Source organism: Phenylobacterium sp. (genome assembly GCF_036563285.1).
Classification (GTDB): Bacteria; Pseudomonadota; Alphaproteobacteria; order Caulobacterales; family Caulobacteraceae; genus Phenylobacterium.
In genome coordinates, this window is the sequence record NZ_DATCMR010000006.1 from 308479 (window position 1) to 332319 (window position 23841).

General features: G+C 70.1%; 29 protein-coding genes and 1 pseudogene. 17 read left to right on the forward strand and 13 right to left on the reverse strand.

The genetic code is table 11. The features are described from left to right. Positions 1-27 precede the first annotated feature (27 nt). Positions 28-321 (reverse strand): hypothetical protein, encoded by a 294-nt coding sequence (locus VIL76_RS06405; protein ID WP_332044166.1) that lies wholly within the window; start codon positions 319-321, stop codon positions 28-30. A 226-nt stretch (positions 322-547) separates the two neighbouring features. Here VIL76_RS06405 and VIL76_RS06410 point away from each other — a divergent pair, with 226 nt between their 5' ends. The 5 genes and pseudogenes from VIL76_RS06410 (at position 548) to VIL76_RS06430 (ending at position 2585) form a co-directional block, all read left to right on the forward strand. Then, complete coding sequence (locus VIL76_RS06410) at positions 548-757, forward strand: cold-shock protein (protein ID WP_332044167.1); 210 nt, start codon at positions 548-550, stop codon at positions 755-757. A gap of 208 nt (positions 758-965) precedes the next feature. Continuing rightward, positions 966-1160 (forward strand): hypothetical protein, encoded by a 195-nt coding sequence (locus VIL76_RS06415; RefSeq protein ID WP_332044168.1) that lies wholly within the window; start codon positions 966-968, stop codon positions 1158-1160. A 33-nt stretch (positions 1161-1193) separates the two neighbouring features. Next, positions 1194-1409 (forward strand): annotated as a pseudogene (gene infA / locus VIL76_RS06420) (translation initiation factor IF-1); the annotation flags it as partial. Positions 1410-1478: 69 nt separating this feature from the next. Beyond that, the gene (locus tag VIL76_RS06425) at positions 1479-1724 is read left to right on the forward strand and encodes a hypothetical protein (protein WP_332044170.1); all 246 of its coding nucleotides are present in this window, start codon (positions 1479-1481) and stop codon (positions 1722-1724) included. Between the two features lie 33 nt (positions 1725-1757). Continuing rightward, positions 1758-2585, forward strand: a complete 828-nt coding sequence (locus VIL76_RS06430) for an FkbM family methyltransferase (protein WP_332044171.1) — start codon at positions 1758-1760, stop codon at positions 2583-2585. Here the strand turns inward: VIL76_RS06430 and cobS are convergent, their stop codons facing one another. Then, on the reverse strand, positions 2586-3587 hold the full coding sequence (cobS, locus tag VIL76_RS06435) for a cobaltochelatase subunit CobS (RefSeq protein WP_332044172.1): 1002 nt from the start codon (positions 3585-3587) through the stop codon (positions 2586-2588). An 87-nt stretch (positions 3588-3674) separates the two neighbouring features. Between cobS and VIL76_RS06440 the strand changes: the two genes are divergently transcribed. Then, positions 3675-4547 (forward strand): TauD/TfdA family dioxygenase, encoded by an 873-nt coding sequence (locus VIL76_RS06440; RefSeq protein ID WP_332044173.1) that lies wholly within the window; start codon positions 3675-3677, stop codon positions 4545-4547. On the opposite strand, the gene VIL76_RS06445 is transcribed toward VIL76_RS06440, so the two are convergent. Both VIL76_RS06445 and VIL76_RS06450 read right to left on the reverse strand, forming a co-directional pair. Further along, positions 4544-6127, reverse strand: a complete 1584-nt coding sequence (locus VIL76_RS06445; RefSeq protein ID WP_332044174.1) for a GMC family oxidoreductase — start codon at positions 6125-6127, stop codon at positions 4544-4546. The two genes, VIL76_RS06440 and VIL76_RS06445, sit on opposite strands and share 4 nt — an antisense overlap. Positions 6128-6183: 56 nt before the next feature. After that, positions 6184-6774, reverse strand: a complete 591-nt coding sequence (locus tag VIL76_RS06450) for a helix-turn-helix domain-containing protein (RefSeq protein WP_332044175.1) — start codon at positions 6772-6774, stop codon at positions 6184-6186. Between VIL76_RS06450 and VIL76_RS06455 the strand changes: the two genes are divergently transcribed. From VIL76_RS06455 to VIL76_RS06475, 5 genes are all read left to right on the forward strand, one after another. Next, complete coding sequence (locus VIL76_RS06455; RefSeq protein ID WP_332044176.1) at positions 6773-7165, forward strand: hypothetical protein; 393 nt, start codon at positions 6773-6775, stop codon at positions 7163-7165. The two genes, VIL76_RS06450 and VIL76_RS06455, sit on opposite strands and share 2 nt — an antisense overlap. A gap of 267 nt (positions 7166-7432) precedes the next feature. Then, a complete protein-coding gene (locus VIL76_RS06460) occupies positions 7433-8122 on the forward strand; it encodes an alternative oxidase (RefSeq protein ID WP_332044177.1) in 690 nt (229 codons plus the stop codon). A gap of 85 nt (positions 8123-8207) precedes the next feature. Then, complete coding sequence (locus VIL76_RS06465) at positions 8208-8570, forward strand: DUF4180 domain-containing protein (protein WP_332044178.1); 363 nt, start codon at positions 8208-8210, stop codon at positions 8568-8570. After that, positions 8567-9184 carry a class I SAM-dependent methyltransferase gene (locus VIL76_RS06470; protein ID WP_332044179.1) on the forward strand — a complete coding sequence of 206 codons (618 nt, stop codon included), beginning with the start codon at positions 8567-8569 and terminating at the stop codon, positions 9182-9184. Before VIL76_RS06465 ends, VIL76_RS06470 begins: the two co-directional genes overlap by 4 nt. Continuing rightward, positions 9181-9936 carry a hypothetical protein gene (locus VIL76_RS06475; protein WP_332044180.1) on the forward strand — a complete coding sequence of 252 codons (756 nt, stop codon included), beginning with the start codon at positions 9181-9183 and terminating at the stop codon, positions 9934-9936. The genes VIL76_RS06470 and VIL76_RS06475 overlap by 4 nt, the downstream gene beginning before the upstream one ends. Positions 9937-9942: 6 nt before the next feature. On the opposite strand, the gene VIL76_RS06480 is transcribed toward VIL76_RS06475, so the two are convergent. The 3 genes from VIL76_RS06480 to VIL76_RS06490 form a co-directional block, all read right to left on the reverse strand. Beyond that, entirely contained in the window at positions 9943-11061 is a 1119-nt protein-coding gene (locus VIL76_RS06480; RefSeq protein ID WP_332044181.1) for a nucleotidyltransferase family protein, read from the reverse strand. 4 nt (positions 11062-11065) lie between these two features. Next, positions 11066-11344, reverse strand: a complete 279-nt coding sequence (locus tag VIL76_RS06485) for a hypothetical protein (protein WP_332044182.1) — start codon at positions 11342-11344, stop codon at positions 11066-11068. A gap of 239 nt (positions 11345-11583) precedes the next feature. Then, positions 11584-12237 (reverse strand): J domain-containing protein, encoded by a 654-nt coding sequence (locus tag VIL76_RS06490; RefSeq protein WP_332044183.1) that lies wholly within the window; start codon positions 12235-12237, stop codon positions 11584-11586. A 52-nt stretch (positions 12238-12289) separates the two neighbouring features. Between VIL76_RS06490 and VIL76_RS06495 the strand changes: the two genes are divergently transcribed. The 4 genes from VIL76_RS06495 (at position 12290) to VIL76_RS06510 (ending at position 16337) form a co-directional block, all read left to right on the forward strand. Continuing rightward, positions 12290-12562, forward strand: coding sequence for a BolA family protein (locus VIL76_RS06495; protein WP_332044184.1), 273 nt, complete (start codon positions 12290-12292; stop codon positions 12560-12562). 63 nt (positions 12563-12625) lie between these two features. Continuing rightward, entirely contained in the window at positions 12626-13132 is a 507-nt protein-coding gene (locus VIL76_RS06500; protein ID WP_332044185.1) for a 2Fe-2S iron-sulfur cluster-binding protein, read from the forward strand. Further along, positions 13129-14079 carry a xanthine dehydrogenase family protein subunit M gene (locus tag VIL76_RS06505; RefSeq protein ID WP_332044186.1) on the forward strand — a complete coding sequence of 317 codons (951 nt, stop codon included), beginning with the start codon at positions 13129-13131 and terminating at the stop codon, positions 14077-14079. Before VIL76_RS06500 ends, VIL76_RS06505 begins: the two co-directional genes overlap by 4 nt. Next, positions 14076-16337 carry a xanthine dehydrogenase family protein molybdopterin-binding subunit gene (locus VIL76_RS06510; protein WP_332044187.1) on the forward strand — a complete coding sequence of 754 codons (2262 nt, stop codon included), beginning with the start codon at positions 14076-14078 and terminating at the stop codon, positions 16335-16337. The genes VIL76_RS06505 and VIL76_RS06510 overlap by 4 nt, the downstream gene beginning before the upstream one ends. A gap of 216 nt (positions 16338-16553) precedes the next feature. Here VIL76_RS06510 and VIL76_RS06515 read toward each other — a convergent pair whose 3' ends face one another. The 4 genes from VIL76_RS06515 to VIL76_RS06530 form a co-directional block, all read right to left on the reverse strand. Next, positions 16554-16931 (reverse strand): response regulator, encoded by a 378-nt coding sequence (locus tag VIL76_RS06515; RefSeq protein ID WP_332044188.1) that lies wholly within the window; start codon positions 16929-16931, stop codon positions 16554-16556. A gap of 220 nt (positions 16932-17151) precedes the next feature. Then, on the reverse strand, positions 17152-18435 hold the full coding sequence (locus VIL76_RS06520) for an HlyC/CorC family transporter (protein WP_332044189.1): 1284 nt from the start codon (positions 18433-18435) through the stop codon (positions 17152-17154). Further along, positions 18432-19544: a 3-dehydroquinate synthase gene (gene aroB, locus VIL76_RS06525; protein WP_332044190.1), complete on the reverse strand. Its 1113-nt coding sequence runs from the start codon at positions 19542-19544 to the stop codon at positions 18432-18434. The genes VIL76_RS06520 and aroB overlap by 4 nt, the downstream gene beginning before the upstream one ends. Beyond that, on the reverse strand, positions 19541-20089 hold the full coding sequence (locus VIL76_RS06530) for a shikimate kinase (protein ID WP_332044191.1): 549 nt from the start codon (positions 20087-20089) through the stop codon (positions 19541-19543). The genes aroB and VIL76_RS06530 overlap by 4 nt, the downstream gene beginning before the upstream one ends. Positions 20090-20161: 72 nt before the next feature. Here VIL76_RS06530 and VIL76_RS06535 point away from each other — a divergent pair, with 72 nt between their 5' ends. After that, entirely contained in the window at positions 20162-21079 is a 918-nt protein-coding gene (locus tag VIL76_RS06535) for a site-specific tyrosine recombinase XerD (RefSeq protein WP_332044192.1), read from the forward strand. Positions 21080-21132: 53 nt separating this feature from the next. Here VIL76_RS06535 and VIL76_RS06540 read toward each other — a convergent pair whose 3' ends face one another. Both VIL76_RS06540 and VIL76_RS06545 read right to left on the reverse strand, forming a co-directional pair. Next, complete coding sequence (locus VIL76_RS06540) at positions 21133-21897, reverse strand: glycine zipper 2TM domain-containing protein (RefSeq protein WP_332044193.1); 765 nt, start codon at positions 21895-21897, stop codon at positions 21133-21135. Between the two features lie 179 nt (positions 21898-22076). Further along, on the reverse strand, positions 22077-22739 hold the full coding sequence (locus tag VIL76_RS06545; protein ID WP_332044194.1) for a DUF6766 family protein: 663 nt from the start codon (positions 22737-22739) through the stop codon (positions 22077-22079). A gap of 108 nt (positions 22740-22847) precedes the next feature. Between VIL76_RS06545 and VIL76_RS06550 the strand changes: the two genes are divergently transcribed. After that, positions 22848-23810 carry an acetyl-CoA carboxylase carboxyltransferase subunit alpha gene (locus VIL76_RS06550; protein ID WP_332044195.1) on the forward strand — a complete coding sequence of 321 codons (963 nt, stop codon included), beginning with the start codon at positions 22848-22850 and terminating at the stop codon, positions 23808-23810. Positions 23811-23841 lie beyond the last annotated feature (31 nt).

Genomic DNA, 23841 nt, shown 5'->3' on the forward strand with positions numbered 1-23841 from the left:
AACGGCGCCTGCGGCGCGGGGGGGGCGCTAGCCCTCGTCGAGATCGAGGGTGCTGACGTCGACGCCGCCTTCGACCACCTTCACGCCCAGGAAGCGCATGACGCCGTCCTTGAAGGCGATGTCCTTCATGGGGACCGCGGGGTCGCGCTTGAGCCGGTGGGCGTCGCCGTTGGTGAGGCGCAGGGTCAGGTCGTCGGGCTTGGCGCCCTCGGCGAGCTGGGCTTCGATCTTCCTGCGGAAGACCTCGGCGACAGCGGGCCGGCCGCTCCGGTCGAAGGAAACCTTCGGCTTTTCGGGGCGCTCGGGCGGTGCATCTTTCATGGGGATTCTCCTAACACAGAACCGTGTGGTGGAGCAGTTTTTTGGATTGGAGCTTGCGGATTTGTCTCCGGAAGCCCATCTTGGAACTATCAAATATCGATCTGGCTCGTCTTACGTCCTTTCCGAAACCAGTATTTCGGCTCCGGATTTTTACTCGACCCTTCTCCGACAATTTGATCCCAAGCCCATCTGGGTTTGGAAAACCTATGTCCGAAAGGGACGAAAAATGACCACCGGCACCGTGAAATGGTTCAACGGCCAAAAAGGCTTCGGCTTCATCCAACCGGATGACGGCGGCAACGACGTGTTCGTGCACATCAGCGCCGTCGAGCGTGCGGGCCTCGGCTCGCTGAACGAAGGCCAGAAGCTGAGCTTCGTGCTGGAGCGCGACCAGCGCTCGGGCAAGATGTCGGCCGGCCAGCTGCAATCGGCGTAAGCCTGCAGCCTGAGGGGCCGCGCGAGCGGCTCCTCGGCAAGGGAGACGGCATGCCGTCTCCTCTACGACACGCGCCGCGGCGGCGACGGTCGGACGGTCTTGGACCGCGGGACCGGCGCCGTCGTGGCGTTTTCGTCCGCGCCCTGAGGGGCCCGAGCTGGACGAATCCTGCAGTTGCGAGCTGCACCCCGACAAGGAGGCCAAGCCGATGAACGCGACCGAACGCCGCCAGCACAAGGCGGCTGACTACCGCGCCAAGGCCAACGCCGCCGCCGAGGCGGGGAAGGCTGCGTCGCTCGAGACCGTGCGCGCCAACCATGGCCGCGCCGAGCAGCGCTGGACCGAACTGGCCGACGCCGAAGACGCGCGACTCAAGCAATACGCGACCGCGCCCGGCGCCTGACGCCGGACCCCACCCGAAACCGAGGAGCCACCATTGGCGAAAGAAGAGCTGGTCGAATTCGACGGCGAGATCACCGAGCTGCTGCCGGAAGGCCGTTTCCGCGTGAAGCTGGAGAACGACCACGAGATCCTGGCCTACACGGCCGGACGCATGAAGAAGAACCGCATCCGCTCCATGGTGGGCGACCGCGTGACGGTCGAGATGACCCCCTATGACATGGACCGCGGCCGCATCACCTACCGGCACAAGCCCGAAGGCGCCCGCATCGGCGCAGGCGGCCCCGCGCGGCCGCAGTACCGCCGGCGCTAGCGGCCGACCGTGACCGCCCTCAGCGACCAGCAGGTGCGCGCCCTGCGCAACCTTGCCGACAAGCGGACCGGGACGGTCACCGCCTTCGTCAACATCGCCGACGCCCAGCACCTCACGGAGCTGGGCTTCGCCACGCGCAGCCGCCAAGGCTGGGACATCACCGACGCCGGCGCGGCCTATCTCGCCAGGCTGGATCCCGGGCCCGTGGGCGACGTCCCGCCGGTCCCTCTTCGGCCGGAGCCGCCGAACAGCTAAGACGTGGCTCCGGCACCAACGGAGCTGACGCGCGTGCTCGCGACCACACGGGCCTACGGGCTCGACTTCACCTATCCGCAACGCGACGCCGTGGTCGGCAAGGCGCTGGCCGTCTACGGCGAATTCGCGCCGATGATCCCGGAGTTCTTCCTGGCCCTTGCCGGCGAGCCCACGGGGGCGCTGATCGACGTGGGCGCCAACATCGGCGCCATCGCCCTGCCGTTCGCCAAGCACCGGCCCGCCTGGAAGGTGATCGCCATCGAGGCGCACGCAGGCTTGGCGGAGTTGCTCGAGCGGAACGCCGCGGCGAACGGGCTAGGCAACGTGCAGGCCCTGCACGCGGCCGCGGGACCGGAGGCGGGCGCGGTCGACTTCCCCGACCCGCCGCTCGACCAGGACTTCAACTACGGACACACCGGCTTCCACATGGCGGACCTGCCGACGCGGTCCACCCGGATGGTGCGGCTGGACGACATCGCGCCTGCGGACACGCGCGTCATCAAGGTGGACGTGGAGGGCTACGAGCCGGAGGTGCTGAAAGGCGGCCGCGCGCTGATCGAGGCGCGGCAGGCGGTGTGGTTCGTCGAGGTGACGATGGAGAACGCCGAGGCAAAGCGCGCAGTGATCGAGACCTTCCTGGCGGCCGACTACCAGGTGGGCTGGTTCTTCGCGCCGTTCGTACGGCCCACGCCGGCCAAGGGGGTGCGGGTGGACAACCCCTACCTCGGCGACGCCAACATCGTGGCCCTGCCGCGCACGGTGCGCTGCCCCTGGCCGGTGCCGCGTTGCGTGTCGCCGGACGAGGAGCGGCCCGGTGCGATCGGAAGCTATGCGTACCTGAAGCGGTACGGCTTCAGCTGACTAGGCCACCCGGACGCGGGCGGTGCTTTCGGGGAGGTCGGCGCCGAAGGCGCGCTGGTAGAACTCGGCGACGGTGCCGCGCTCCAGCTCGTCGCACTTGTTGAGGAAGGTCATCCGGAAGGCCAGGCCGATGTCGCCGCCGAAGATCTCGGCGTTCTGGGCCCAGGTGATGACCGTGCGCGGGCTCATGACCGTGGAGATGTCGCCGTTCATGAAGGCGTTGCGGGTCATGTCGGCGACGCGGACCATGGCGTTGATGGTGCGGCGGCCCTCGGCGGTGGCGTAGGCGGGCGCCTTGGCCAGCACGATCTCGGCCTCCACGTCGTGGCTGAGGTAGTTCAGCGTGGTGACGACGGACCAGCGGTCCATCTGGCCTTGGTTGATCTGCTGGGTGCCGTGATAGAGGCCGGTGGTGTCGCCCAGGCCGATGGTGTTGGTCGTCGAGAACAGGCGGAACCAGGGGTTCGGGCGGATCACCCGGTTCTGGTCAAGCAGGGTCAGCTTGCCCTGCGCCTCCAGCACGCGCTGGATCACGAACATCACGTCCGGCCGGCCCGCGTCGTACTCGTCGAAGACGAGCGCGATCGGCCGCTGGATCGCCCAGGGCAGCATGCCTTCGCGGAACTCGGTGACCTGCTTGCCGTCCTTCAGGACGATGGCGTCCTTGCCCACGAGGTCGATCCGCGACACGTGGCTGTCGAGGTTCACCCGGATCAGCGGCCAGTTGAGGCGCGCGGCGACCTGCTCGATGTGGGTCGACTTGCCGGTGCCGTGGTAGCCTTGGACCATCACGCGGCGGTCGTGGGCGAAGCCGGCCAGGATGGCGCGCGTGGTCTCCGGATCGAACTTGTAGGCCTCGTCGACGTCGGGGACGTGCGGGTCGCGCTCGGAGAAGGCCGGCGCCTTCATGTCGAAATCCACGCCGAAGGTTTCCCGAGCGTCCACGGTGCGGTCGGGGACGAGGGAGATGAGCTTGTCTTCGGTCGTGTCGAAAGCGGTCATGGGAGGGTTCGATTACAAGCTTGCCGCCGCGTACGCAAACGGGTGTTTCATAGGCGGCGCGGGCTTACGCAACGTCGGAGACCTGAGATGCTGAAGGAAGCGGAGAGCGCCTGGCGCACCATCCGCGTCGATCCGGAGCCGTCAGGTTTCGGAGCGGAGATCACCGGCCTCGACCTCTCGCGTCCCCTAGATAAGGAGCAACTCGCCGAAGTGAAGGCCGCCTGGGCCGCGCACGCGGTGGTGCGCTTCCCCGACCAGCCGCTGAGCCTGGAAGAGCTGGAGGCCTTCACGCTGCAGATCGGCGCCTTCGGGCACGACCCGTTCATCAAGCCGATGGCGGGGCATCCGAACGTGCTGGAGCTGCGGCGCGAGCCGGACGAGAAGGCGACCAACTTCGGCGCCGGCTGGCATTCCGACTGGAGCTTCCAGCCGCAGCCGCCGGCCGGGACCATCCTGCATGCGCAGGTCGTGCCGCCGGTCGGCGGGGACACGCTGTTCTGCGACTGCGCGCGGGCCTACGAGGCGCTCTCGCCGACCATGAAGCGGATGCTGGCGGCGCTCACGGCCATCCACTCGGCGGGGCGGGCCTATGGGACCAAGGGCGTCTTCGCCCGCGAGACCGAGGCTCGGACCATGCAGATCATCGTCTCGGAGGAGGCCGACAAGACCCACCCGCACCCGCTGGTGCGCACCCATCCGGTGACGGGGAGGAAGGCGCTGTTCGTCTCGCCCGTCTACACGGTGGGTATCGAGGGGATGACCCCGAAGGAGAGCGCGGCGGTGCTGGGCTTCCTGTTCCAGCACATGACCCAGGAAGGGTTCGTCTACCGCCACCGCTGGGCGCCCAACATGCTGCTGATGTGGGACAACCGCTGCACCATGCACCTGGCCGAGGGCGGCTACGACGGCCACCTGCGGGTGATGCACAGGACGACGGTGGCGGGCGACACCCCGGTCTAGGCCGTGGCGAGCGCACCGGTCAGCCGGTCCGCAGCGCGCTGCGCGATCATGGCGACCACGGCGTTGGGATGTCCGCGCGGAATGACCGGCATGACCGAGGCGTCCGCCACCCAGCAGTTCTCGACGCCGCGCAGCTTCAGATCGGGGCCGACCGGGGCCGCCGCGTCACCGCCCATCCGGCACGTGCCGCAGGGGTGGTAGACGGTCTGGATCTGGGTCTTGAGGTAGGCGAGCAGGTCGTCGTCCGACTGCGCATGAACGCTGGGCTCCAGCTCGCCCGTGGTCTGCGACGCCAGCGGCTCGGTGGCGACCAGGCGACGGATCAGGCGGGCGCCTTCGAGCAGGACGCTGGCGTCGTGGGCTTCGGCATCGGTGAGCAGGCCGAAGTCGATGGCGGGCGCGGCGCGCGGCGAGGGCGACTTCAGCCACACCCGCCCGCGCGACCTGGGCGTGAGCACGGCGGCGGCCAGAGCGAAGGCGTGGGTGCTGGGCGGGGTGAGCGCCTGGTCGCGCCATTCCACGATCGCCAGCATCAGCTCGAGGTCCGGGGCGGCGGGGTCCAGCACGCTGGTGAAGGCCATGGCCTCGACACCGTTCGTGGCGAGCAGACCGTTGCGGAACACGAGCCAGCGCAAAAGCTGGCTGAGGGTCTCGGCGCTTTTCAAGGTGATTGGGCGACGGGCGGCGAAGTTGAGGCCGGCGAGCGGGTGGTCCTGCAGGTTCTCGCCGATCTGCGCACGGTCGACGACGACGGGCAGTCCGAGCGCTGAGAGCTGCGATGCCGGACCGATGCCGGAGAGCATCAGGATCTGCGGCGTGCCGAAGGCTCCGGCGCACATGACGACGCCGGCGCCGGTCCGATGGACGTTGACGCCTTCGTCGCTGATGGTCTCGACCCCGATGGCGCGGCCGTTCTCGAGGATCAGCCGGGTGACATGGGCGCCGGTCAGCACCTTCAGGTTGGGGCGCTTCAGGGCGGGCTTCAGGTAGGCGTCGTAGACGCTGAAGCGCTCACCGCGGCGGTGGGCCAGCTGGGTGAGCCAGGCGCCCTCGTAGGGGCCGGCGTTATAGTCCTCGGGCCCGTCGAGGCCCGCACGGCGGGCGGCTTCGACGAAGGCGAGGGAGATGGGGCTGGGGTCCGAGACGGAGGCGACCTCCATCGGCCCCAGGCCGCCGCGGCGCTGGTCGTCGGGGCCGGCGCCTGTCCAGCGCTCCATCCGGCGGAAGACGGGGGCGACGTCCGTCCAGCTCCAGCCCTCGGCCCCGGCAGCGGCCCAGCCGTCGAAGTCGGCAGGGTGACACCACTGGTGGATCTGGGCGTTCATGTTCGCCGATCCCCCCAGCATCTTGCCACGCGGCGTGAAGACCACCTGCCCGCTGCAGGCGGCTTGCGGCTCGGACTCGAACGCCCAGTCATGCGGGCCCTTGAAGAGCTTCACCATGCCGGCGGGCATCTTCACCGGCAGGGTAGGCCGGCCGCCGGCTTCAAGCAGCAGGACCTTGCGGCGGGGATCGGCGGTGAGCTGGCTGGCGACGACACAGCCGGCCGTGCCGGCGCCCACGACGATGTAGTCCCACATGGCGGCCTCCCTGGTGGCTTGAGTGTAGTCAAATGACTACATTCTTCGCAAGGGGATCAGGGCAGGACGCGGCCGACCCGCTCGGCCATGCGCTGGCGGAGCTCTTCCGTAGGGACGTGCTCGAGGCCCAGCACGGGGGTGAGATAGGTTTCCAGCAGCAGCCAGCCGAGGCCCCCGGAGACCAGCAGCCCGGCGAGCACGCGGGCCTCCTCGTCGTCGGCGCCGGTGCGGGCGGCGGTGTGCGCCATCATCCCGGCGGTGATCGGGAACTGGAACCCGGCCGCACGGAAGTCGAAGCCGTCCAGGACAGCGCGCATGAGGATCTGCCAGTGGCGCTTGCGGCTAGTGACCAGGGGGTAGACCTGGACCAGGAAGTCGGGGTCGCCGGGCTGGATGCGGGAGGCGGCGGCGGCGGCGACATCGGAGAACATCCCCTGCAGCACGGCGTGCAGCACGGCCTCCTTTGAGCCGAAGTGGCGATGGATCAGGCCGTGGTTGACGCCCGCGGCCTGAGCCAGGTCCCGCACCGAGACGGCCGCGTAGCCGCGCTCGGCGAAGAGCTGCTCCGCCGCGGCCAGGACCGCCGCCCGCACCGCGTCACGGCCGCGCGGCGGATCGTCGGGTTTCGGCGGGCGGGGCGTAGCCATGGCGCCTTGTACAGCCGCCTGGCTGGTTCGGCGAAGCGTGACCACGGTCACGGCCAAGCTTCGCCACGCGGCCTACACCGGCGCCATGCGGGGGTTGATCATCATCACGGCGGTGCTGGCGGCGGCGGGATGCGCCTCCAGCCCGAAACAGGAGCCGGGCGCCCGGCTCGCCGGCCAGGAGCTGGACACGGTGGTGGGGCTGTACGGCCCCTGGGCCGAGCGCCTGGTTCTGGAGGGCCGGCCGACCTACGTCTGGCGCCGGCGCTACCAGGCCGACGCCAGGACCTATGCCTGCGAGCTGCGGGTGGAGCTGGGGTTCCGGTCCCTAATCGGGCGCACGACCATGCAGGGCATGCCGCAGGCCTGCGCCCTGTTCGCGCGCAGCGGCTAGCGGGCGAGGCGCTGCAGGGTGGAGACGCTGAACAGCGTGGCGCCGAACGTCGCGAAGGCGGCGACGACCATGGCGAGGAAGGCGACTTGGCCGGACATGGGAGGGCTCCTTTCGTTGCCCCCAAGAGATGCCGCGGCCGGCCGCGCGGCGGTATTCGGGACGTCCGCTTAGGGGATTCTACGTAGGGGTCCGTCCGGAATTTCGCGGGACCGGGGCGGGGGCTACCTCAGCCTCATCGCATTCAACGAGATAGCGCGAGTAACCCAGATGACCGCCCCCGCCATCGACCTCACCGTCCACCACGCCCCTAAGGGCGCCTCGGACAAGATCGCCTACGGCTTCGTGAAGCTGCTGCGGTTCTGCGCGGACACCTTCTTCGCCAAGCGCTACGGCCATCGCGCGGTAGTGCTGGAGACCGTGGCCGCCGTGCCGGGCATGGTCGGCGCGACGCTCAACCACCTGAAATGCCTGCGCCGGATGGAAGACGACCGCGGCTGGATCAAGACATTGATGGACGAGGCCGAGAACGAGCGCATGCACCTGATGACCTTCATCGAGGTGGCCAAGCCGACGCTGTTCGAGCGCTTCGTGGTCGTGGCCGTGCAGTGGGTCTTCTACCTGTTCTTCTTCGGCCTCTACCTGGCGAGCTCGAAGACCGCGCACCGGGTGGTTGGTTACTTCGAGGAAGAGGCGGTGATCAGCTACACCCACTACCTCGCCGAGATCGACGAGGGCCGCTCGAAGAACGTGGCCGCCCCTCAGATCGCGCTGCGCTACTGGAACCTGCCGAAGGGCTCGACCCTGCGCGACGTGGTCGAGGTGGTCCGCGCCGACGAGGCCCACCACCGTGACGTGAACCACGGCTTCGCCAACGAGCTGGCGGGGCTGCCGGAAATCGAAGTGGCCCCGTGCCCGCCGCACGTGGCGCTGGAGCCGAACTGGAAGGCCGCGGCCTAGACGCCGGACGACAGCTCCGGGCCTGAGGGCGGGATCGCGAGGTCCCGCCCTTTTCGCGTGCGCGGGGCCGTGAGAGGTATGGGCCATGAGCAAGGCGGTGGAGCTGGCGGGCGTGCGGGTGCTGGTGGCGGAGGGGCCGCTGGCGAGCGACCGGGACGCCGCCGACCTGGTGGGCCAGGCGCTGTCGGAGGGCGCAACGACGGTCGCCGTGCCGGTGGCGCAGCTGGCGCCTGAGTTCCTCGACCTGAAGACGCGGCAGGCGGGCGAGCTCCTGCAGAAGTTCGTCAACTACGGCCTGTGCGTGGCGGTCGTGGGCGACGTCTCGCAGGCCGCCGCGCAGAGCAAGCCGCTGGCCGATTTCGTGCGGGAGTCCAACCGCGGCCGGCACGTCTGGTTCGTGGACGACGTGGCGGCCCTGGAGGCGAAGCTGGCCGGGGTCGAGGCGTGACCGACGGCTACGCGTTCACCACCGACTGGTTCAGCCGCTTCGCCCCGCTGTGGCGCAAGATCCTGCAGCAGTATCCGCCGTCGGTGATGCTGGAGATCGGGGCCTACGAGGGGCGCACGGGCTGTTTCCTGATCGACACCGTGGCGACCAAGCGGCCGGTGGAGATGCACTGCGTCGACACCTGGGCGGGCGGCGTAGAGCACGACCGCGCGGCGATGGGCGAGGTGGAGCGCCGGTTCGACGCGAACCTGGCGAAGGCGGTGGCGAGCGCCGCCCATCCGGTGGCGTTCCACAAGCACAAGGGACTGTCGCACGAGGTGCTGGTGCGGCTGCTGGCTGACGGCCGCGGGGGGAGCTTCGACCTGATCTATGTGGACGGGTCGCACCAGGCGCCGGACGTGCTCACCGACGCGGTGCTGGCGTTCCAGCTGCTGAGGGTCGACGGGCTGCTGATCTTCGACGACTACCTGTGGTTCCACGAGGCCCACGGCCAGCAGGACCACTACAACATGCCCAAGCCGGCCATCGACGCCTTCGTGAACCTGTTTCAGCGCAAGCTGGCGGTGATCGGGGCGCCGCTCTACCAGCTCTATACCCGCAAGACCGCGCCGTGAGCGGCCAGCCGCGGCCGCTGGGCTGGTACTTCCCCGACGCGGGCGATCCGCAGGCGCCGGCGGACGCCGCCGTCGTCACGCCGACCTTGCTCCGGCCGCACCTGGTGGGGGCGCTGGAGTCGATCTACGGCCAGCAGGGGGTGGGGCGGATCCAGGTGCTGCTCGGCGTCGATCGCGGGATCGGCGACCCGGCGCCCATCCAGGCGGCGATCGACCGGCGGCCGGCGCACGTCTCGGTGAGCGTGGTGTCGCTGCCCTATTCGACCAGCGCCCAGCGCGGCGGGGTGCATCCGGCGGTGGACGGCGGCTCCCTGCGCTCGATGCTCAGCTTCATGGCCAACAGCCGCCACGTGGCCTACCTCGACGACGACAACGCCTGGGAGCCGGACCATCTGGCGAGCCTGCTGGCGGCGGTGCAGGGCCGCTACTGGGCCCATTCCATGCGGCTGCTGGTGGACGAGGAGACCGGCGAGGAGCTGGCGGTGGACCGCTGGGACTCCACCGGCGTCGGCAGCGGGCGGTTCGCGTCGCAGGGCGGCATGGTCGACCCCAACTGCCTGATGATCGACAAGGTGCTGGCGGGCCGGCCGCTGGGGCGCTGGAGCGAGGGGCCGGACTGGCGGGCGGACCGCACCTTCTTCGAAGGCATCAAGGACCTGCCGCACGGCATGGTGCCCCGGGCGACGGTGCGCTACCGGCTCAAGGCCAAGCACGTGCTGCGCGACTTCATCCGCGACGGGGTGGAGTTCTAGGGCTCTTCAGATCTTGCCGGCGGCGACGCCGGCGAAGATGTGGCGCAGTCGCTCGACCCGTTCGCCGACGGGCACGGCGGCGCGGGCCTTGCCGAACAGGCGGCGGCGGTCGGCGCGGTCCGCCAGCCGGTGCGCCATCAGGAATGGCGCCTCCAGCGCCATGGCGGCGAAGGCCAGCGGCTGCGCGGCGGCGGGCCAGTGGTACTGCGCCAGGCGGCGGCGGTGCTGCAGGCGGCCCCAGGCGGTGGGGCGGGGAACGGCGGCGCCGACGAGCGCGCCGGCCGCGGCCAGCTGGGCCTCCATGGCGTGGCGCACCAGGGACGTGCGGCAAAGCGTGCGGACGAGGTCCCAGTCGACGCCGTCCGGCCCGGCCGCCAGGTCGGCGATGTCCAGCAGGTGGCGCAGGTCGACGCCGCCGCGCCAGTAGTCGCCGTCGTGGAACTGGTCGTGCAGCACCAGCAGGAAGACCTGCATGGCCGGGCAGGGCACGCGGTAGGCGATCCCGTCGTGTTCGACCCGGCGGGAATGGCGATGGAGACCGGCCATCTCGACGACGCCGGGCGGACCGGGCGGGCGCTGGTGCAGGTCGATGAAGCCCACGTCGGTGGGGCGGCCGAGTTCGGCCACCACGTGCACCTCGGGGCCGGGATAGCGGCTGTGGACCGGGAAGCCCGCCGTCTCCAGGACCTCGACGGCGCGCTGCGCCTCGGTGGGGCGGACCAGCAGGTCCAGGTCGTTGAGCATGCGGTCGAAGGCGGCGGGACGGCCGAGCGTCGACCATATCGCGGCGCCCTTGAGCACGGTGGGTTCGATGCCGGCGGCGTTCAGCGCGGCGACGGCGTCGTTCAGCTGGGCGAACAGGCGGCGGTTGCGCTCGAAGTTGCGGGTCTCGACCTCGTCGAGGAAGCCACGCACCTCGGCGGGCGTCTGGTCGAGGCCGCCGCTGCGCGCGAGCGCGGCGCGAAGCCTTGGCGTGACGAGGCCCGTGTTGGCGAGCCACAGGACGTCCAGCCACTGTTGCTCCGCCGGGGCCTCGCCGCGCAGGGCAGCGGCCAGCGCGTGCAGACCCGCCCGCCGATCGGCGGTGAACGGAGCTGCGCTTGCACTGGCCGCCGGCGCGTTCACAGGCTTAGCCGCCCTTCCCGCCCTTATTGTCCGGGTTGCCGGGGCCCATGTTCGGGCCGGTGTCGTTCGGCGGCGGGTTGCCCGGCGGTTGCGGGTCGTAGCCGTTGCCGACGCCGTTGTTGCCGTGCACCTTGCCGCTGCCGCCGGAGGCGGCAATGGCCGGCGAGGCCATGGTGGTCGACAGAAGCGCGGTCATGGCCGGCGGCACGACGATGGCGGCCTTGCCGGCGGTGGCGAGGAAGGCGCGACGGTCGGTGCCAGCCTTCTTGTTTTCTTGGTCCATTTCTAACCCCAAACAGTTCGAGAGACGGGCTCTGCAGGAGATCCTGACAGTCCAGGTCGGCGAACCTGCGAAGCGTCGCTTAAGTTCCGAGCTTTGCCGGAATTGCGACGGGAAATGGGCGAATGGTCTAGCTAAACCTTTGCCGCAACAGCAGAAACGGCTCATATCCGATCGCTGAAAACGATTCCGTGATCGGAGGCAGGGCGCGCGCCGGTCGTCCGTATTCGGCCGTTCGGCCGCTAGACCATCCCGGCCTTGCGCAGGGACTGGTAGGCCTTGATGACCCGCTGCAGCTTCTGTTCGCCGGTGCGGTCGCCGCCGTTGGCGTCGGGGTGCAGACGGCGCACCAGCTCGGTGTAGCGGGCGCGGATCTTGGAGCCGTCGGCGTTGACGTCCAGGTCCAGGTCGGCCAGCGCGCCGCGCTCGATCTTGCCGATGCGGCGATCGTCCGGCTCGGCCGCCTTGGCGTAGCCGCCGCCGCCGCCGAACAGGTTGTACGGATCGCGGTAGCCCTGGCCCTTGCCGAACTTGGCGGAGAAGGCGGCGGCCTCGCGGCTGAGCCGGCCGGCCTTCATCTCCCAGGTGGGACGACCGCCGGTGAACAGCTCCTCCTGCTGGCGGCGGCGCACCTCGCCCTCGCTCATGCCGGCGAAGAAGTTCCAGTTGCGATTGTACTCGGCCGCGTGCGGTTGGCAGAACCAGTAGTGCTCGTTGAGCATGTCGCGCGACTTCGGCGCCTTGGCGGTGGCCGCGCGGCTGCATCCCGGGTGGTCGCAGGCCCGCTCGCCGGGCTTCAGCGCGTTCACGTCCTCGGCGCGTGCGTCCTCTTCCTCCGAGGGCGGGCGCACGCGGATGTCGAGGAACTTCGGCCTGTATTGAAACGCGCCCGGCATGGGCCAAGTATGGGGGGAAGATATTCCCCTTCAAGAATTGAAGATGCGGCCGATGGGCGCCATATTCGAAGCCATCCAGAACAAGCTGAGCGCCGCCTTCCAGCCGACCCGGCTGGAGGTCGAGGACGACTCTGCGCGGCATGCCGGACACGCGGGCGCGACGCCGGGCGGGGAGAGCCATTTCAACGTGACCATCGAGGCGGCGGCCTTCGCCGGCCAGAACAAGGTGGCGCGCCAGCGGATGGTCTACCGCGCGCTGGCGGAAGAGCTGGCGGGCCCGGTGCACGCGCTGTCCGTCAAGGCGCTGGCGCCGGGCGAGACCTAGGGTCTAAGCTTCTACCCAACAGATGTTTGAAGAGCCGCCGGTGGTGCGGCCTGGAGGGGTGGCTTGCGGACGACGATCGACGTCAACGGGGAGCCGCGCGAGCTGGACGTCGATCCCCGCGTCACCCTGCTGGACGCCTTGCGAGAGCACCTGGGGCTGACAGGCTCCAAGAAGGGCTGCGACCACGGGCAGTGCGGGGCGTGCACTGTGCTGGTCAACGGCGTGCGGGTGAATTCCTGCCTGTCGCTGGCGGTGATGCACGACGGCGACGAGGTCACCACCATCGAGGGCGTCGGCATGCCCGACCGGCTGCACCCGCTGCAGAAGGCCTTTCTGGAGGAGGACGCCTTCCAGTGCGGCTACTGCACGCCCGGCCAGATCTGTTCGGCGCTGGGCATGCTGCAGGAAGTGGAGGCGAACTGGCCTAGCCAGGAGACCGCGGACCTGACGGGCAAGGTGGCGCTGACCGACGCCGAGATCCGCGAGCGGATGAGCGGCAACATCTGCCGCTGCTCGGCCTATCCGCAGATCGTGGCGGCGATCCGATCCTACGCGGGTGAGCAGGCATGAGGCCTTTCACCTACGAGCGCGCGCAGAGCCCCGAGGCGGCGGTGAAGTCCGCGGCAGAGACGCCGGGAGCGAGGTTCATCGCCGGCGGCACCAACCTCCTCGACCTGATGAAGCTCGACATCGAGCGGCCGCAGCATCTGATCGACGTGGGCCGCCTGCCGATGGCGGGAATCGAGGAGACGGCCGACGGGTCCTTGCGGATCGGCGCCATGGCGTCGAACAGCCAGGTGGCGGCGGATGCGCGGGTGCGGGCGAAGTACCCGGTGCTTGCGCAGGCGATCGTGGCCGGCGGCTCGCCGCAGCTTCGGAATAAGGCCAGCGTCGGCGGCAACCTGCTGCAGCGGACGCGCTGCGCCTACTTCTACGACACCACCAAGCCCTGCAATAAGCGCGAACCCGGCTCCGGCTGCGGGGCGCTGGAGGGGCTGAACCGCAACTCGGCGATCTTCGGGGCGAGCCACGCCTGCATCGCCACCAACCCGTCGGACATGGCCGTGGCGCTGGTGGCGCTGGACGCGACGGTGGAGACGCTGACGCCGTCCGGGCAGGCCCGGGCCTTCCCGATCCTGGAGCTGCACCGGCTGCCGGGCGAGAAGCCCGAGCAGGACCACCACCTGATCCCCGGCGAGCTGATCACCGCCGTCGTGGTGCCGCCGCCGGCGGCCGGCGGGCAGGTCTATCGCAAGGCGCGCGACCGGGCCTCGTTCGCGGCGGGCCTCGCCAGCGTGGCGGTGGCGGGCGGGCGCGTGGCGCTGGGGATGGTGGCGCACAAGCCCTGGCGCGCCGTGGCGGCCGAGGAGTCGCTGGCGGCCGGCGGCACCGCCGAGGATGCGATGAGCGCGGAGCTGGCCAGCGCCACCGACAATGGCCGCAACGGCTTCAAGATCGCGCTCACCGGCCGGCTCGGCAGCGCGGCGATCATGCAGGCCGCGGGAGGCGTGCGATGAGCTCGGTCGTCGACTGGGAAGCCCCCAATCCCGTCAAGGAGAACCGCTCCGGCCTGATCGGCAAGCCGGTCGACCGCTACGAGGGCCCGCTAAAGGTCTCCGGCCAGGCGCCCTACGCCTACGAGGTGAAGCCGCCGTCGCCGCCGGCCTATGGCGTGATGGTCCCGGCGAGCATCGCCCGCGGACGGATCGTGGGTGTCGACACGGCGCAGGCCGAGGCCTCGCCCGGCGTGCTCGTGGTCTGGACGCACCGGAATGTCCCGGAGCAGGGCGCCCGCGGGACGCGGGTGCATCCGCGGTCCACCTCGCCGGCGCGGCCGGCGCTGGAGAGCGACCGCGTCGCCTACTTCGGCCAGCCGGTGGCCTTCGTGGTGGCCGACACCCTGGAGAACGCCGAGGCCGCGGCCGACCTGGTGCGGCTGACCTATGCTGAGGAGCCCCCGGAGGTCGACTTCCGCGCCGCCCTCGAGACCGCAACCGACGCGCCCGGCGAGCAGGACGTGGAGATCGGGGACTTCGAGGCGGCGTTCGCGGCCGCCCCGGTGAAGCTGGACGAAACCTGGTTCACGCCCGTCCAGAACCACTGCCAGATGGAGCCCTGCGCCTCGGTGGCGTGGTGGGAGGACGGCAAGTGCATCGTCCACACCTCGGTGCAGATGGTGAAGCCGGCGCAGCACGGGCTCGCCGAAACCCTGAAGATCGACCGCGACGCCGTCCACCTGATGACCCGCTACATCGGCGGCGGGTTCGGAGGTAAGGGCCAGACCTACGACGAGCTGACGCTGGCGGCGCTGGGCGCGCGTGCGGTGGGGCGGCCGGTGAAGGTGGCCTTCTCACGCCAGCACATGATGCACGGCACGGTGCACCGGCCGGCGACCCTGCAGCGGGTGCGGCTGGGGGCGACGCCCGACGGCCGGCTCACGGCCATGTCGCTGATGACCACGACCCATTGCGAGCGCGACGGCGGGTTCGTGGAGCACGCGTCGAACTTCGCGCGCAGCCTCTATGCGGCGCCGGCCCGGCTGACCGGGCACCGGCTGGTTAAGCTGGACCTGCCGGGCGCAGGACCCATGCGGGCGCCGGGCGAGGCGTCGGGGATGCTGAGCCTCGAAGTGGCCATGGACGAGCTGGCGGAGAAGCTGGGCGTCGACCCGGTGGAGCTGCGAATCCTCAACGAGCCCGAGGTGGATCCCGAGACGGGCAAGCCGTTCTCGATCCGCCAGCTGGTGCGCTGCCTGCGCGAGGGCGCGCAGCTGTTCGGCTGGGACCGGCGCAATCCGAAGACGGGGCAGGTGCGCGACGGGCGCTGGATGGTCGGCATGGGGATGGCGGCGGCGATCCGCGGCAACTTCCTGCTGCCGGCCAAGTGCAGCTTCACGGTGGACGCGGACGGCGTGATCACCGTGCGCCAGGGGATGACCGACATCGGCACCGGCACCTACACGGTGCTGGCGCAGATCGCGGCGGAGACGCTGGGCGTGCCGCTGGGCGCGGTGCGGGTGGAGATCGGCGACTCGGAGCTGCCGCCGGCGCCGGGGTCCGGCGGGCAGTTCGGGGCGGCCACGGCCGGCTCGGCGGCGCTGCACGCCGGCATGAACCTGCGCAAGGCCATCGCGGAGCTGGCAGTCGGCGACGAGGGCTCGCCGCTGTCCGGGGGCAGGCCGGAGCAGGTGACCTTCCAGGACGGGGTGATCGCCATCGAGAACCGCTCGGAGCAGCTGGCGGACCTGATCCGCCGCGCCGCGCCGGCAGGCCTGACGGCGGAGGGCGAGATCCGGCCGGCGGCGGACGCGCGCAACTGGAGCCAGCACACCTACGGCGCCCATTTCTGCGAGGTCGGCGTCGACCCCGTGACCGGCGAGACGCGGGTGCGGCGGATGCTGGGGGTGTTCGCGGCGGGACGGATCCTCAATTGGAAGACGGCGAGGAGCCAGCTGACCGGCGGGATGATCTGGGGCGTGGGCTCGGCCCTGCACGAGGGCAACGCGGCGGACCCCCGCTACGGCTCCTTCATCAACCAGGACCTGGCGCAGTACCTGGTGCCGGTGCAGGCCGACATCGGCGAGCTGGACGCCATCATGCTCGACGAGGTGGATGACAAGGCCAACCCGATGGGCATCAAGGGCGTGGGCGAGCTGGGCATCTCGGGCGCGGGCGCGGCGGTCGCCAACGCCATCTACAACGCGGTCGGCGTGCGGGTGCGCGACTACCCGATCACCCCCGACAAGGTGCTGTATGAGCTGCTGGGGAAGGCCTGAGGGGCCCTGTTTCCAAAACCGCAGAGCAGTTCTGCGGAAACAAGCCCTACCGTAGTGTCGGAAACACCCTATCTCCCGCGTCCTTGCTTCGAGAGAGGCAAGGCAAAGGAGAAAAGGGATATGAAACTGCTTGTGTCTGTCGCCGTCCTGGCAGGAGCGCTCAGCGTCCTGCTCGCCGACGGCTCGCGCGCGCTCGGCTACCTCTAGAGATAGAGGTCAGCCGACGGCGGCGCTCAGCTCACCCAGCACACGCGCCAGGTCGCCCTCACGGAAGGGCTTCTGGAGGACCGGGGAGCCCTTGTCGACATCGCGCAGCCCTGCGTCGCCGTAGCCGGTGGCGAAGGCGAAGGGGGCGCCCTTCTCGCGCAGCAGGTCGGCGAGCGGGAAGATCGGCTGGCCGCCGAGGTTAACGTCGAGCACCGCGCAGTCCAGGTCGGCGTCGCGCGCCAGCTCCATGGCCTCGTCGAGACGCGAGGCCGGGCCCACGACGGTGCAGCCGAGGTCGGTTAGCATGTCCTCGATGAGCATCGAGACCATCATCTCGTCCTCGACGACGAGGACCTTCAGCCCGTCCAGCTTCGCCCTATCGGTCATGACCGAGGCTCCCGGAGACGGCTAGGGGGGCGGCTACGGTCGTCCCGAACTGCGGGACAGCCTTGGCGGAATTCATGGATGGGCGATCCCCCGATCGAACAAGCTTGACTATAAACCCGGCCGTCCCCCGGCGGTTCCGGGACAAGAGGGCGTTTAACGGGGGCCGTCAAGCCGGCCGCACTCACTTTTCCGAATGGGAGCTAGACCTTAGCCGAGGGGGTCACTCCGGCGGCGCTTCGGGCGGCGAAATCTGCAGGACCGTGAGCTGATTGGCCTTCTTCTCCACCACCCGGAACTCGTGGCGGTGGAAGACGAACACCTGGCCCACGTCGGGGATGGTCTGCGCCTCGTGGATGAGCAGGCCGGCCACCGTCACCGCCTCGTCGTCGGGCAGGTTCCAGTTCATGGACCGGTTGAGGTCGCGGATCGTCACGGAGCCGTCCACGACGACGCCGCCGTCGGGCGCGGGGCGGACGCCGGGGACGACCACGTCGTGCTCGTCCTCGATCTCGCCGACGATCTCCTCGAGGATGTCCTCGAGCGTCACGAGGCCCTGCAGGGCGCCGTATTCGTCGACGACCATGGCGAAGTGGGTGCGGCGCTTCAGGAAGGCGGCGAGCTGGTCCTTCAGGCTGGTGGTCTCGGGGATGAACCACGGCTGGCGCATGAAGGAGGCGATCTTCAGCTCGTCGATCTTGCCGTCGGCGTCGGCCATGGCCTTCAGGAGGTCCTTGGCATGGAGCACGCCGACCACGTTCTCCGGGTCCTGCCGGTAGAGCGGCATGCGGGTGTGGCCGGACTCCAGGGCGGCGAGCACGATCTCGCGCGGCGGCAGGTCGGCGTCGATCATGGCGATGGCCTTGCGGTGGACCATCACCTCGCTGACGTCCATCTCGCCCAGGTCGAGGACGCCGCCGAGCATCCAGCGGTCGCGGCTCTCCACCAGGCCTTCCGAGTGGTGGTACTCGACCGCGCCGCGGATCTCCTCGTGGGCCGCCAGCACGTCGGTCTCCATGGAGAGCTTGATGCCGAAGGGGCGCAGGGTGTGGCGCACGATCCACTGCGCGCCGTTGGCGATCGGCCCGAAGATGCGCACCACCCAGTCGGTGGGGATGGACAGCGCGCGGGCGACGTCGTCGGCGCGGGCGATGGCGAGCGTCTTGGGCAGGATCTCGGAGAAGACCACCACCAGCACGGTCATCACGGCGGTGGCGATGGCGGCCCCCAACCAGCCGGGGAAGGCCGCGCCCAGCACCTGGGTGGTGACCACCGAGGCGAAGATGTTGATGACGTTGTTGGCCACCAGGATGGCGCCGATCATGGTCTCCTGGTTGGAAATCAGCCGGTTCACCCGGCGCGCGGGCCGGTCGCCGTCGCGCTCCAGCTGGTGCAGTCGCCCGCGGCTAGCCGCGGTCATGGAGGTCTCGGCGGCCGAGATCATGCCCGAGAGCGCGAGCAGGATGACCAGGGTGGGGGCGAGCGCGGCGACGATGGCCCAGATCACGGCTGCGCCCCTTCGGCGATGAGGAAGTCGCGGACCGCCGCCTGGTCGACGGCCTTGGCGACAAAGGCGTCGCCGATGCCGCGGGCGAGGATGAAGGTCAGGCGCCCGGCCTCGGCCTTCTTGTCCTGGGCCATGTGGCGGACCAGGCGCTCGGCGGAGAACGGGTGGCCGGGGACCTCGGCGAGGGTGGTGGGCAGGCCGGCGGCCGCGATAGCGGCGGCGGCGCGGCGCGCGTCCTGGGCGGGGCAGAGGCCTTGTGCGGCGGAGAAGCGGAAGGCGAGCGCCTGGCCGGCGGCCACCGCCTCGCCGTGCAGGAGGGCCGCGCCGTAGCCGGTCTCGGCCTCCAGGGCGTGGCCGAAGGTGTGGCCGAGGTTGAGAAGGGCGCGGCGGCCCTGTTCCTTCTCGTCATGGGCGACGATCTCGGCCTTCATCTCGACGCAACGCGCGACGGCCCGGGATAGCGCGTCCGGCTCGCGGGCCAGCACCTTGGGCCCGTTGGCCTCCAGCCATTCGAAGAAGCCGAAGTCGCCCAGCAGGCCGTACTTGATCACCTCGGCGTAGCCGGCCCGCATCTCGCGCTCGGCCAGGGTGGCGAGCACGTCGAGGTCGGCCAGGACCAGGCGGGGCTGGTGGAAGGCGCCGACAAGGTTCTTGCCGCGCGGCGTATCGATGGCGGTCTTGCCGCCGACCGAGGAGTCCACCTGCGCCAGCAGGGTGGTGGGGACCTGCACGAAGTCGATGCCCCGCTTGTAGATGGCCGCCGCGAAGCCGGCGAGGTCGCCCACCACGCCGCCGCCGAAGGCCACCACCAGGTCGCCGCGGTCGAGCTCCAGGGCCAGCAGGCGGTCGGACAGGTCCGCCAGCCCCTCGAAGCTCTTGGTCTGCTCGCCGGGGGGCACGACGACGGGGAGAGCCTGGACGCCCTCGCGCTCGAGCGCGGCGGAAAGCCTCGCGCCGTGCAGGGCCCACACGGTCTCGTCGCTGACCACGGCGGCGCGTCGGGTCTTCAGGAACGGCTTCAGCCGCGCGCCCGCGTCCTCCAGCAGGCCCGCGCCGACCACGACCTCGTAGGCGCGCGCGCCCAGGCCCACGGGGATCGTGCGGCTCATGGGGTATGGGTCTCCAGGAAGGCGGAGAGGGCGCGGATCACCTGGTCGACGGTGACGTGGTGGGCGGCGTCGCCGGTCTCCACCACGATATCGGCCTCGGCATAGGCGGGGTAGCGGGCCTCGGCCTGGGCCTTCAGCACCTCCAGCGGGTCCTTGCCGACTAGCAGGGGGCGGGTGTCCTTGCGCGCCACCCGGCGGGCGAGGACCTCCACGTCGGCCTTCAGCCAGACCGAGACGGCCCTGGATTTGATCAGCGAGCGGGTCTCGGGGTTGACGAAGGCGCCGCCGCCGGTGGCCAGGACATGCGGCGGCTGTTCCAGCAGCCTGGCGATCACCCGGCGCTCGCCCTCGCGGAAGGTGGGCTCGCCAAGCTCGGCGAAGATGTCGGATATGGAGCGGCCGGCGGCGACCTCGACCTCGGCGTCGGCGTCCTTGAACGGCAGGGAGAGCGCGCTGGCGAGCCTGCGGCCCACACTGGACTTGCCCACGCCCATCAGGCCCACGAGGGCGATGGTGCGGCGGCGCAGCGGGTCGTAGCGGTCCATGGGCGCAGCGAGGCTTACACGACGCCTGCCCACGGCGCCAAATCGGTAGGGAATTTGCGCGAGGCTGGCGCCATGACCGGACAGGGCGCGGCCTGGGCGGAAGCCTTCCTGGAGATGATGGCCGTCGAGCGGGCCGCGGCGAAGAACACGCTGTCCGCCTACACCCGCGACCTGACGGACGCATCCGGCTTCCTGGCGGGGCGCGGGCGGGACCTGTCGAGCGCGTCCGCCGAAGACGTGGAGGCCTACTTCGTCGACCTCGGCGCCCGTGGGCTTTCGCCGGCGACGGCGGCCCGGAGGCGGGCCTCGGTGCGGCAGTTCTATCGGTTCGTGCTTGGCGAGGGCTGGCGTGGGGACGACCCCTCGCGCCGGGTGGAGGCGCCCAGGAAGGGGCGGTCTTTGCCCAAGGTGCTCTCGCGGGCGGAGATGGACCGGCTGATCGCGGCGGCGGCGGCGAAGGACGGGGCGCAGGGGCTCAGGCTGGCCTGCATGGTGGAGCTGGCCTACGCCTCGGGGCTGCGGATCTCGGAGCTGACCGGGCTGACGCTGGCCGCCCTGGCGCGCGACCCGGCCTACCTGATCGTGAAGGGTAAGGGCGGCAAGGAGCGGCTGGCGCCCCTGAACGGGGCGGCGCGGGAGGGGGTGAAGGCCTACCTCGAGATCCGCCCGAAGTTCCTGCCGAACGGCGACAAGGCCAATCCCTGGCTGTTCCCGTCGCGGGGCAAGGCCGGGCGGCTGACGCCGCGCCGGTTCGCCCAGCTGCTCGACGAGGCCGCGGCCGACGCCGGCATCGATCCGTCGCGGGTGAGCCCGCACGTGCTGCGCCACGCCTTCGCCACCCACCTGCTGGAGGGCGGGGCCGACCTGCGGGTGGTGCAGAAGCTGCTCGGCCACGCCGACATCGCCACCACCCAGATCTACACCCACGTGGCCGGCGAGCGGCTCCGCGAGGTGATGGCGAGCAAGCATCCGCTGTCGCGGAAACGCTAAAGGAAAAGGGCCGCCCCGAAGGACGGCCCTCTCCATTGAAATCTTAAACCTGCTTAGCCGGTGATCCGGTAGCGGCCCGAGGCGTCCGGACAGACCCGGACGTAGCGGTAATCCTGGCCGTAGTTGTCGACCGGGGCCGGCGCCAGGCGGCAGCCCATCCGCGAGTAGCGGCGGTATTGGTTGCGATCGTAGCCGTAGCCGTCGGCCTCACGGTAGGCGATGGTCTCGTTACGGGTGAAGTACGGGCCGTTCACGTCGCACTTGTAGCGGTCGTTGGCCCGGCCGACGCCGGCGCCGATCGCGCCGCCGACCGCGGCGCCGAGCACCGCGCCCTCGGTGCGGGCGTTACGGGCGGCCACGTTCGAGCCGAGCACCGCGCCGGCCAGCGCGCCGATCACGCCGGCGGTGACGGTCGAGTTGTTGTTGCAGCGGACCGGGCCGGGGACGGTGGTGGCGGTGTTGTAGCCGTAGTAGCCGGCCGACGGGGCCGCGTAGGCCGGAGCCGGGGCGTAGTAGTTGTCGGCGACATAGGCGTCGCTCCACACAGGAGCCGGCCCGTACTGCCGAACGTAGGCGCCGTAGCCCCAGCGCGCGTCATAGGCGGCGCGGGCGCGCTCCCAGTCGGCGCGGCGGCGCTCGAAGTCCATGCGAGCGCGCTCGTAGTCGTCGCGACGCGCCTCGTAGGCGTTGCGGTCGGACTGATAGCGGCTCAGGTCCTGCTGGTACTGCGGGGTGGGCTGGTAGTACTGGGCGGCGGCCGGGGTGACGCTCGCAAGCGCCAGCGCCGAGGCCATACCGATCTTCAGGGCGGCTTTCATAGGATATTGCTCCGTTTCTCCTCGAGCGCGGGCGTGTCAGGCTTCTTTCCGCGCGTCATGACGAAGACGCACCTGGGCCGCCGTCGGTCCCCCCATCGAAGCGGGCCGGGCTCGACCTCGGGCTAACAAACCCTAAGCTCCGTAGGTAAGTTTCACTTGGCCGTAGAAGGACTTACGGCTCAGGTTCCGGTCTGGGCGTGCGGCGCCCCCACCGGCTTGCTCTCCGGGGAGCCCCGTTCGCGCAGGAAGATGGCCAGCACGATCAGCAGTGCGGTGGAGAGGAATTCGCTCTGCCAGTTCTGGAAGCTTTCGAACCAGAAGCGGCTGTCGGCCAGGTAGCCGAGGAGCTCCGGGGGCGGCTGGTTGTGCTGCTCGGCCTCGTCGACCGCGCTGCGGAAGCTGTTCGCCCAGTGCAGCACGAAGGAGACCACGAAGAGCAGGCCCAGAGCGAGCCCCAAGGAGTGGGAATAGATCACCCGCACCACGCCGCCGGTCCTGACCGGGGCCGGCGCGGTGGCCTTCTTCTCGTCGAGCTTCGGGTCGCGGTCCTGGGGCGCCGTCTCGTCGGGGTCCTTCGATTCCGGGGAGCCGCGCTGGAAGAGGTACGCCGTGAGGACCACGTAGGTGGCCATCTGCAGGAACTCGCTCTCCCAGTTCTCGAACAATGTGGAGAGGAACTCACCGCCCTTGAGGAAGTCGAAGAATGAAATCAGGACCTGGCCGTGCTGCAGCCGCTCCTCGTTTTCATGGGAAAAGCCCGTGACCATCTGGCCGATCAGGCTCGCGAGGAAGAGAGCACTGAGTGCGATGGTCAGTCCATTGTTTCTAAGCCAGGTCTTCATGAAACGATCAAAGTAGCGGACGCCGCCGTGGGTTCCCGCCTTGTGAGCGGGGCTGATCCCGCCTAATTTCCGCCGCCTCGCGAACCGCCAAGGAAGCGACCGCCCAAAATGGCCGCCCACTACCTCGACTTCGAGCGCCCGATCGCCGAGATCGAGACCAAGATCGAGGAGCTGTCGAAGCTTTCCGAGACCGCCGGCGCCGGCGCGTTCGACGCCGAGATCGAGGCGCTGCGCACGCGCGCCCAGGAGTTGCGCCGCGAGGCCTATTCCAAGCTCGACGCCTGGCAGAAGACCCAGGTGGCGCGACACCCGAATAGGCCGCACTTCGTGGACTACGTGGGCGCGCTGATCGAGGAGTTCCAGGAACTTCGGGGCGACCGCACATTCGGCGACGACCAGGCGATCATCGGCGGCCTGGGCCGGTTCCGCGGCCGCCCGGTGGTGGTGATGGGGCACGAGAAGGGCCGCGACACCGTCACCCGGGTGAAGCACAACTTCGGCTACGGCCGGCCTGAAGGCTACCGAAAGGCGATCCGTCTGATGGAGCTGGGGGAGCGGTTCAACCTGCCGGTGGTGAGCTTCATCGACACGGCGGGCGCCTACCCGGGCATCGCGTCGGAGGAGCGCGGCGTCGCCGAGGCGATCGCCCGCTCGACCGAGGCCGGGCTGATGCTGGGCGTGCCCAACGTCGCCGTGGTGACTGGCGAGGGTGGCTCGGGCGGCGCGATCGCGCTGGCGGGCGCCAACCGGGTGCTGATCCTCGAGCACGCCATCTATTCGGTGATCGCTCCGGAGGGCGCGAACTCCATCCTGTGGCGCGGCGCGCGCACCGCCGCCGACGCCGCCAAGGCCATGAAGATCACCGCCCAGGACCTGCTGGGCATGAAGATCGTCGACCGCATCATCCCCGAGCCGCCTGGTGGGGCGCACGCAAACCCCGAGGCCGCCATGCAGACGGTCGGCGACGTGCTCGAAGAGGAGCTGGCGGCCCTCGACGGCAAGCCGCCCGAGGAGCTGAAGAAGCAGCGCGCCGACCGCTTCTACGCCATCGGCCGCGTGGGGGTTGCCTGACGCAGCGTCCGGGGGTTTGACTGCTCCAAAC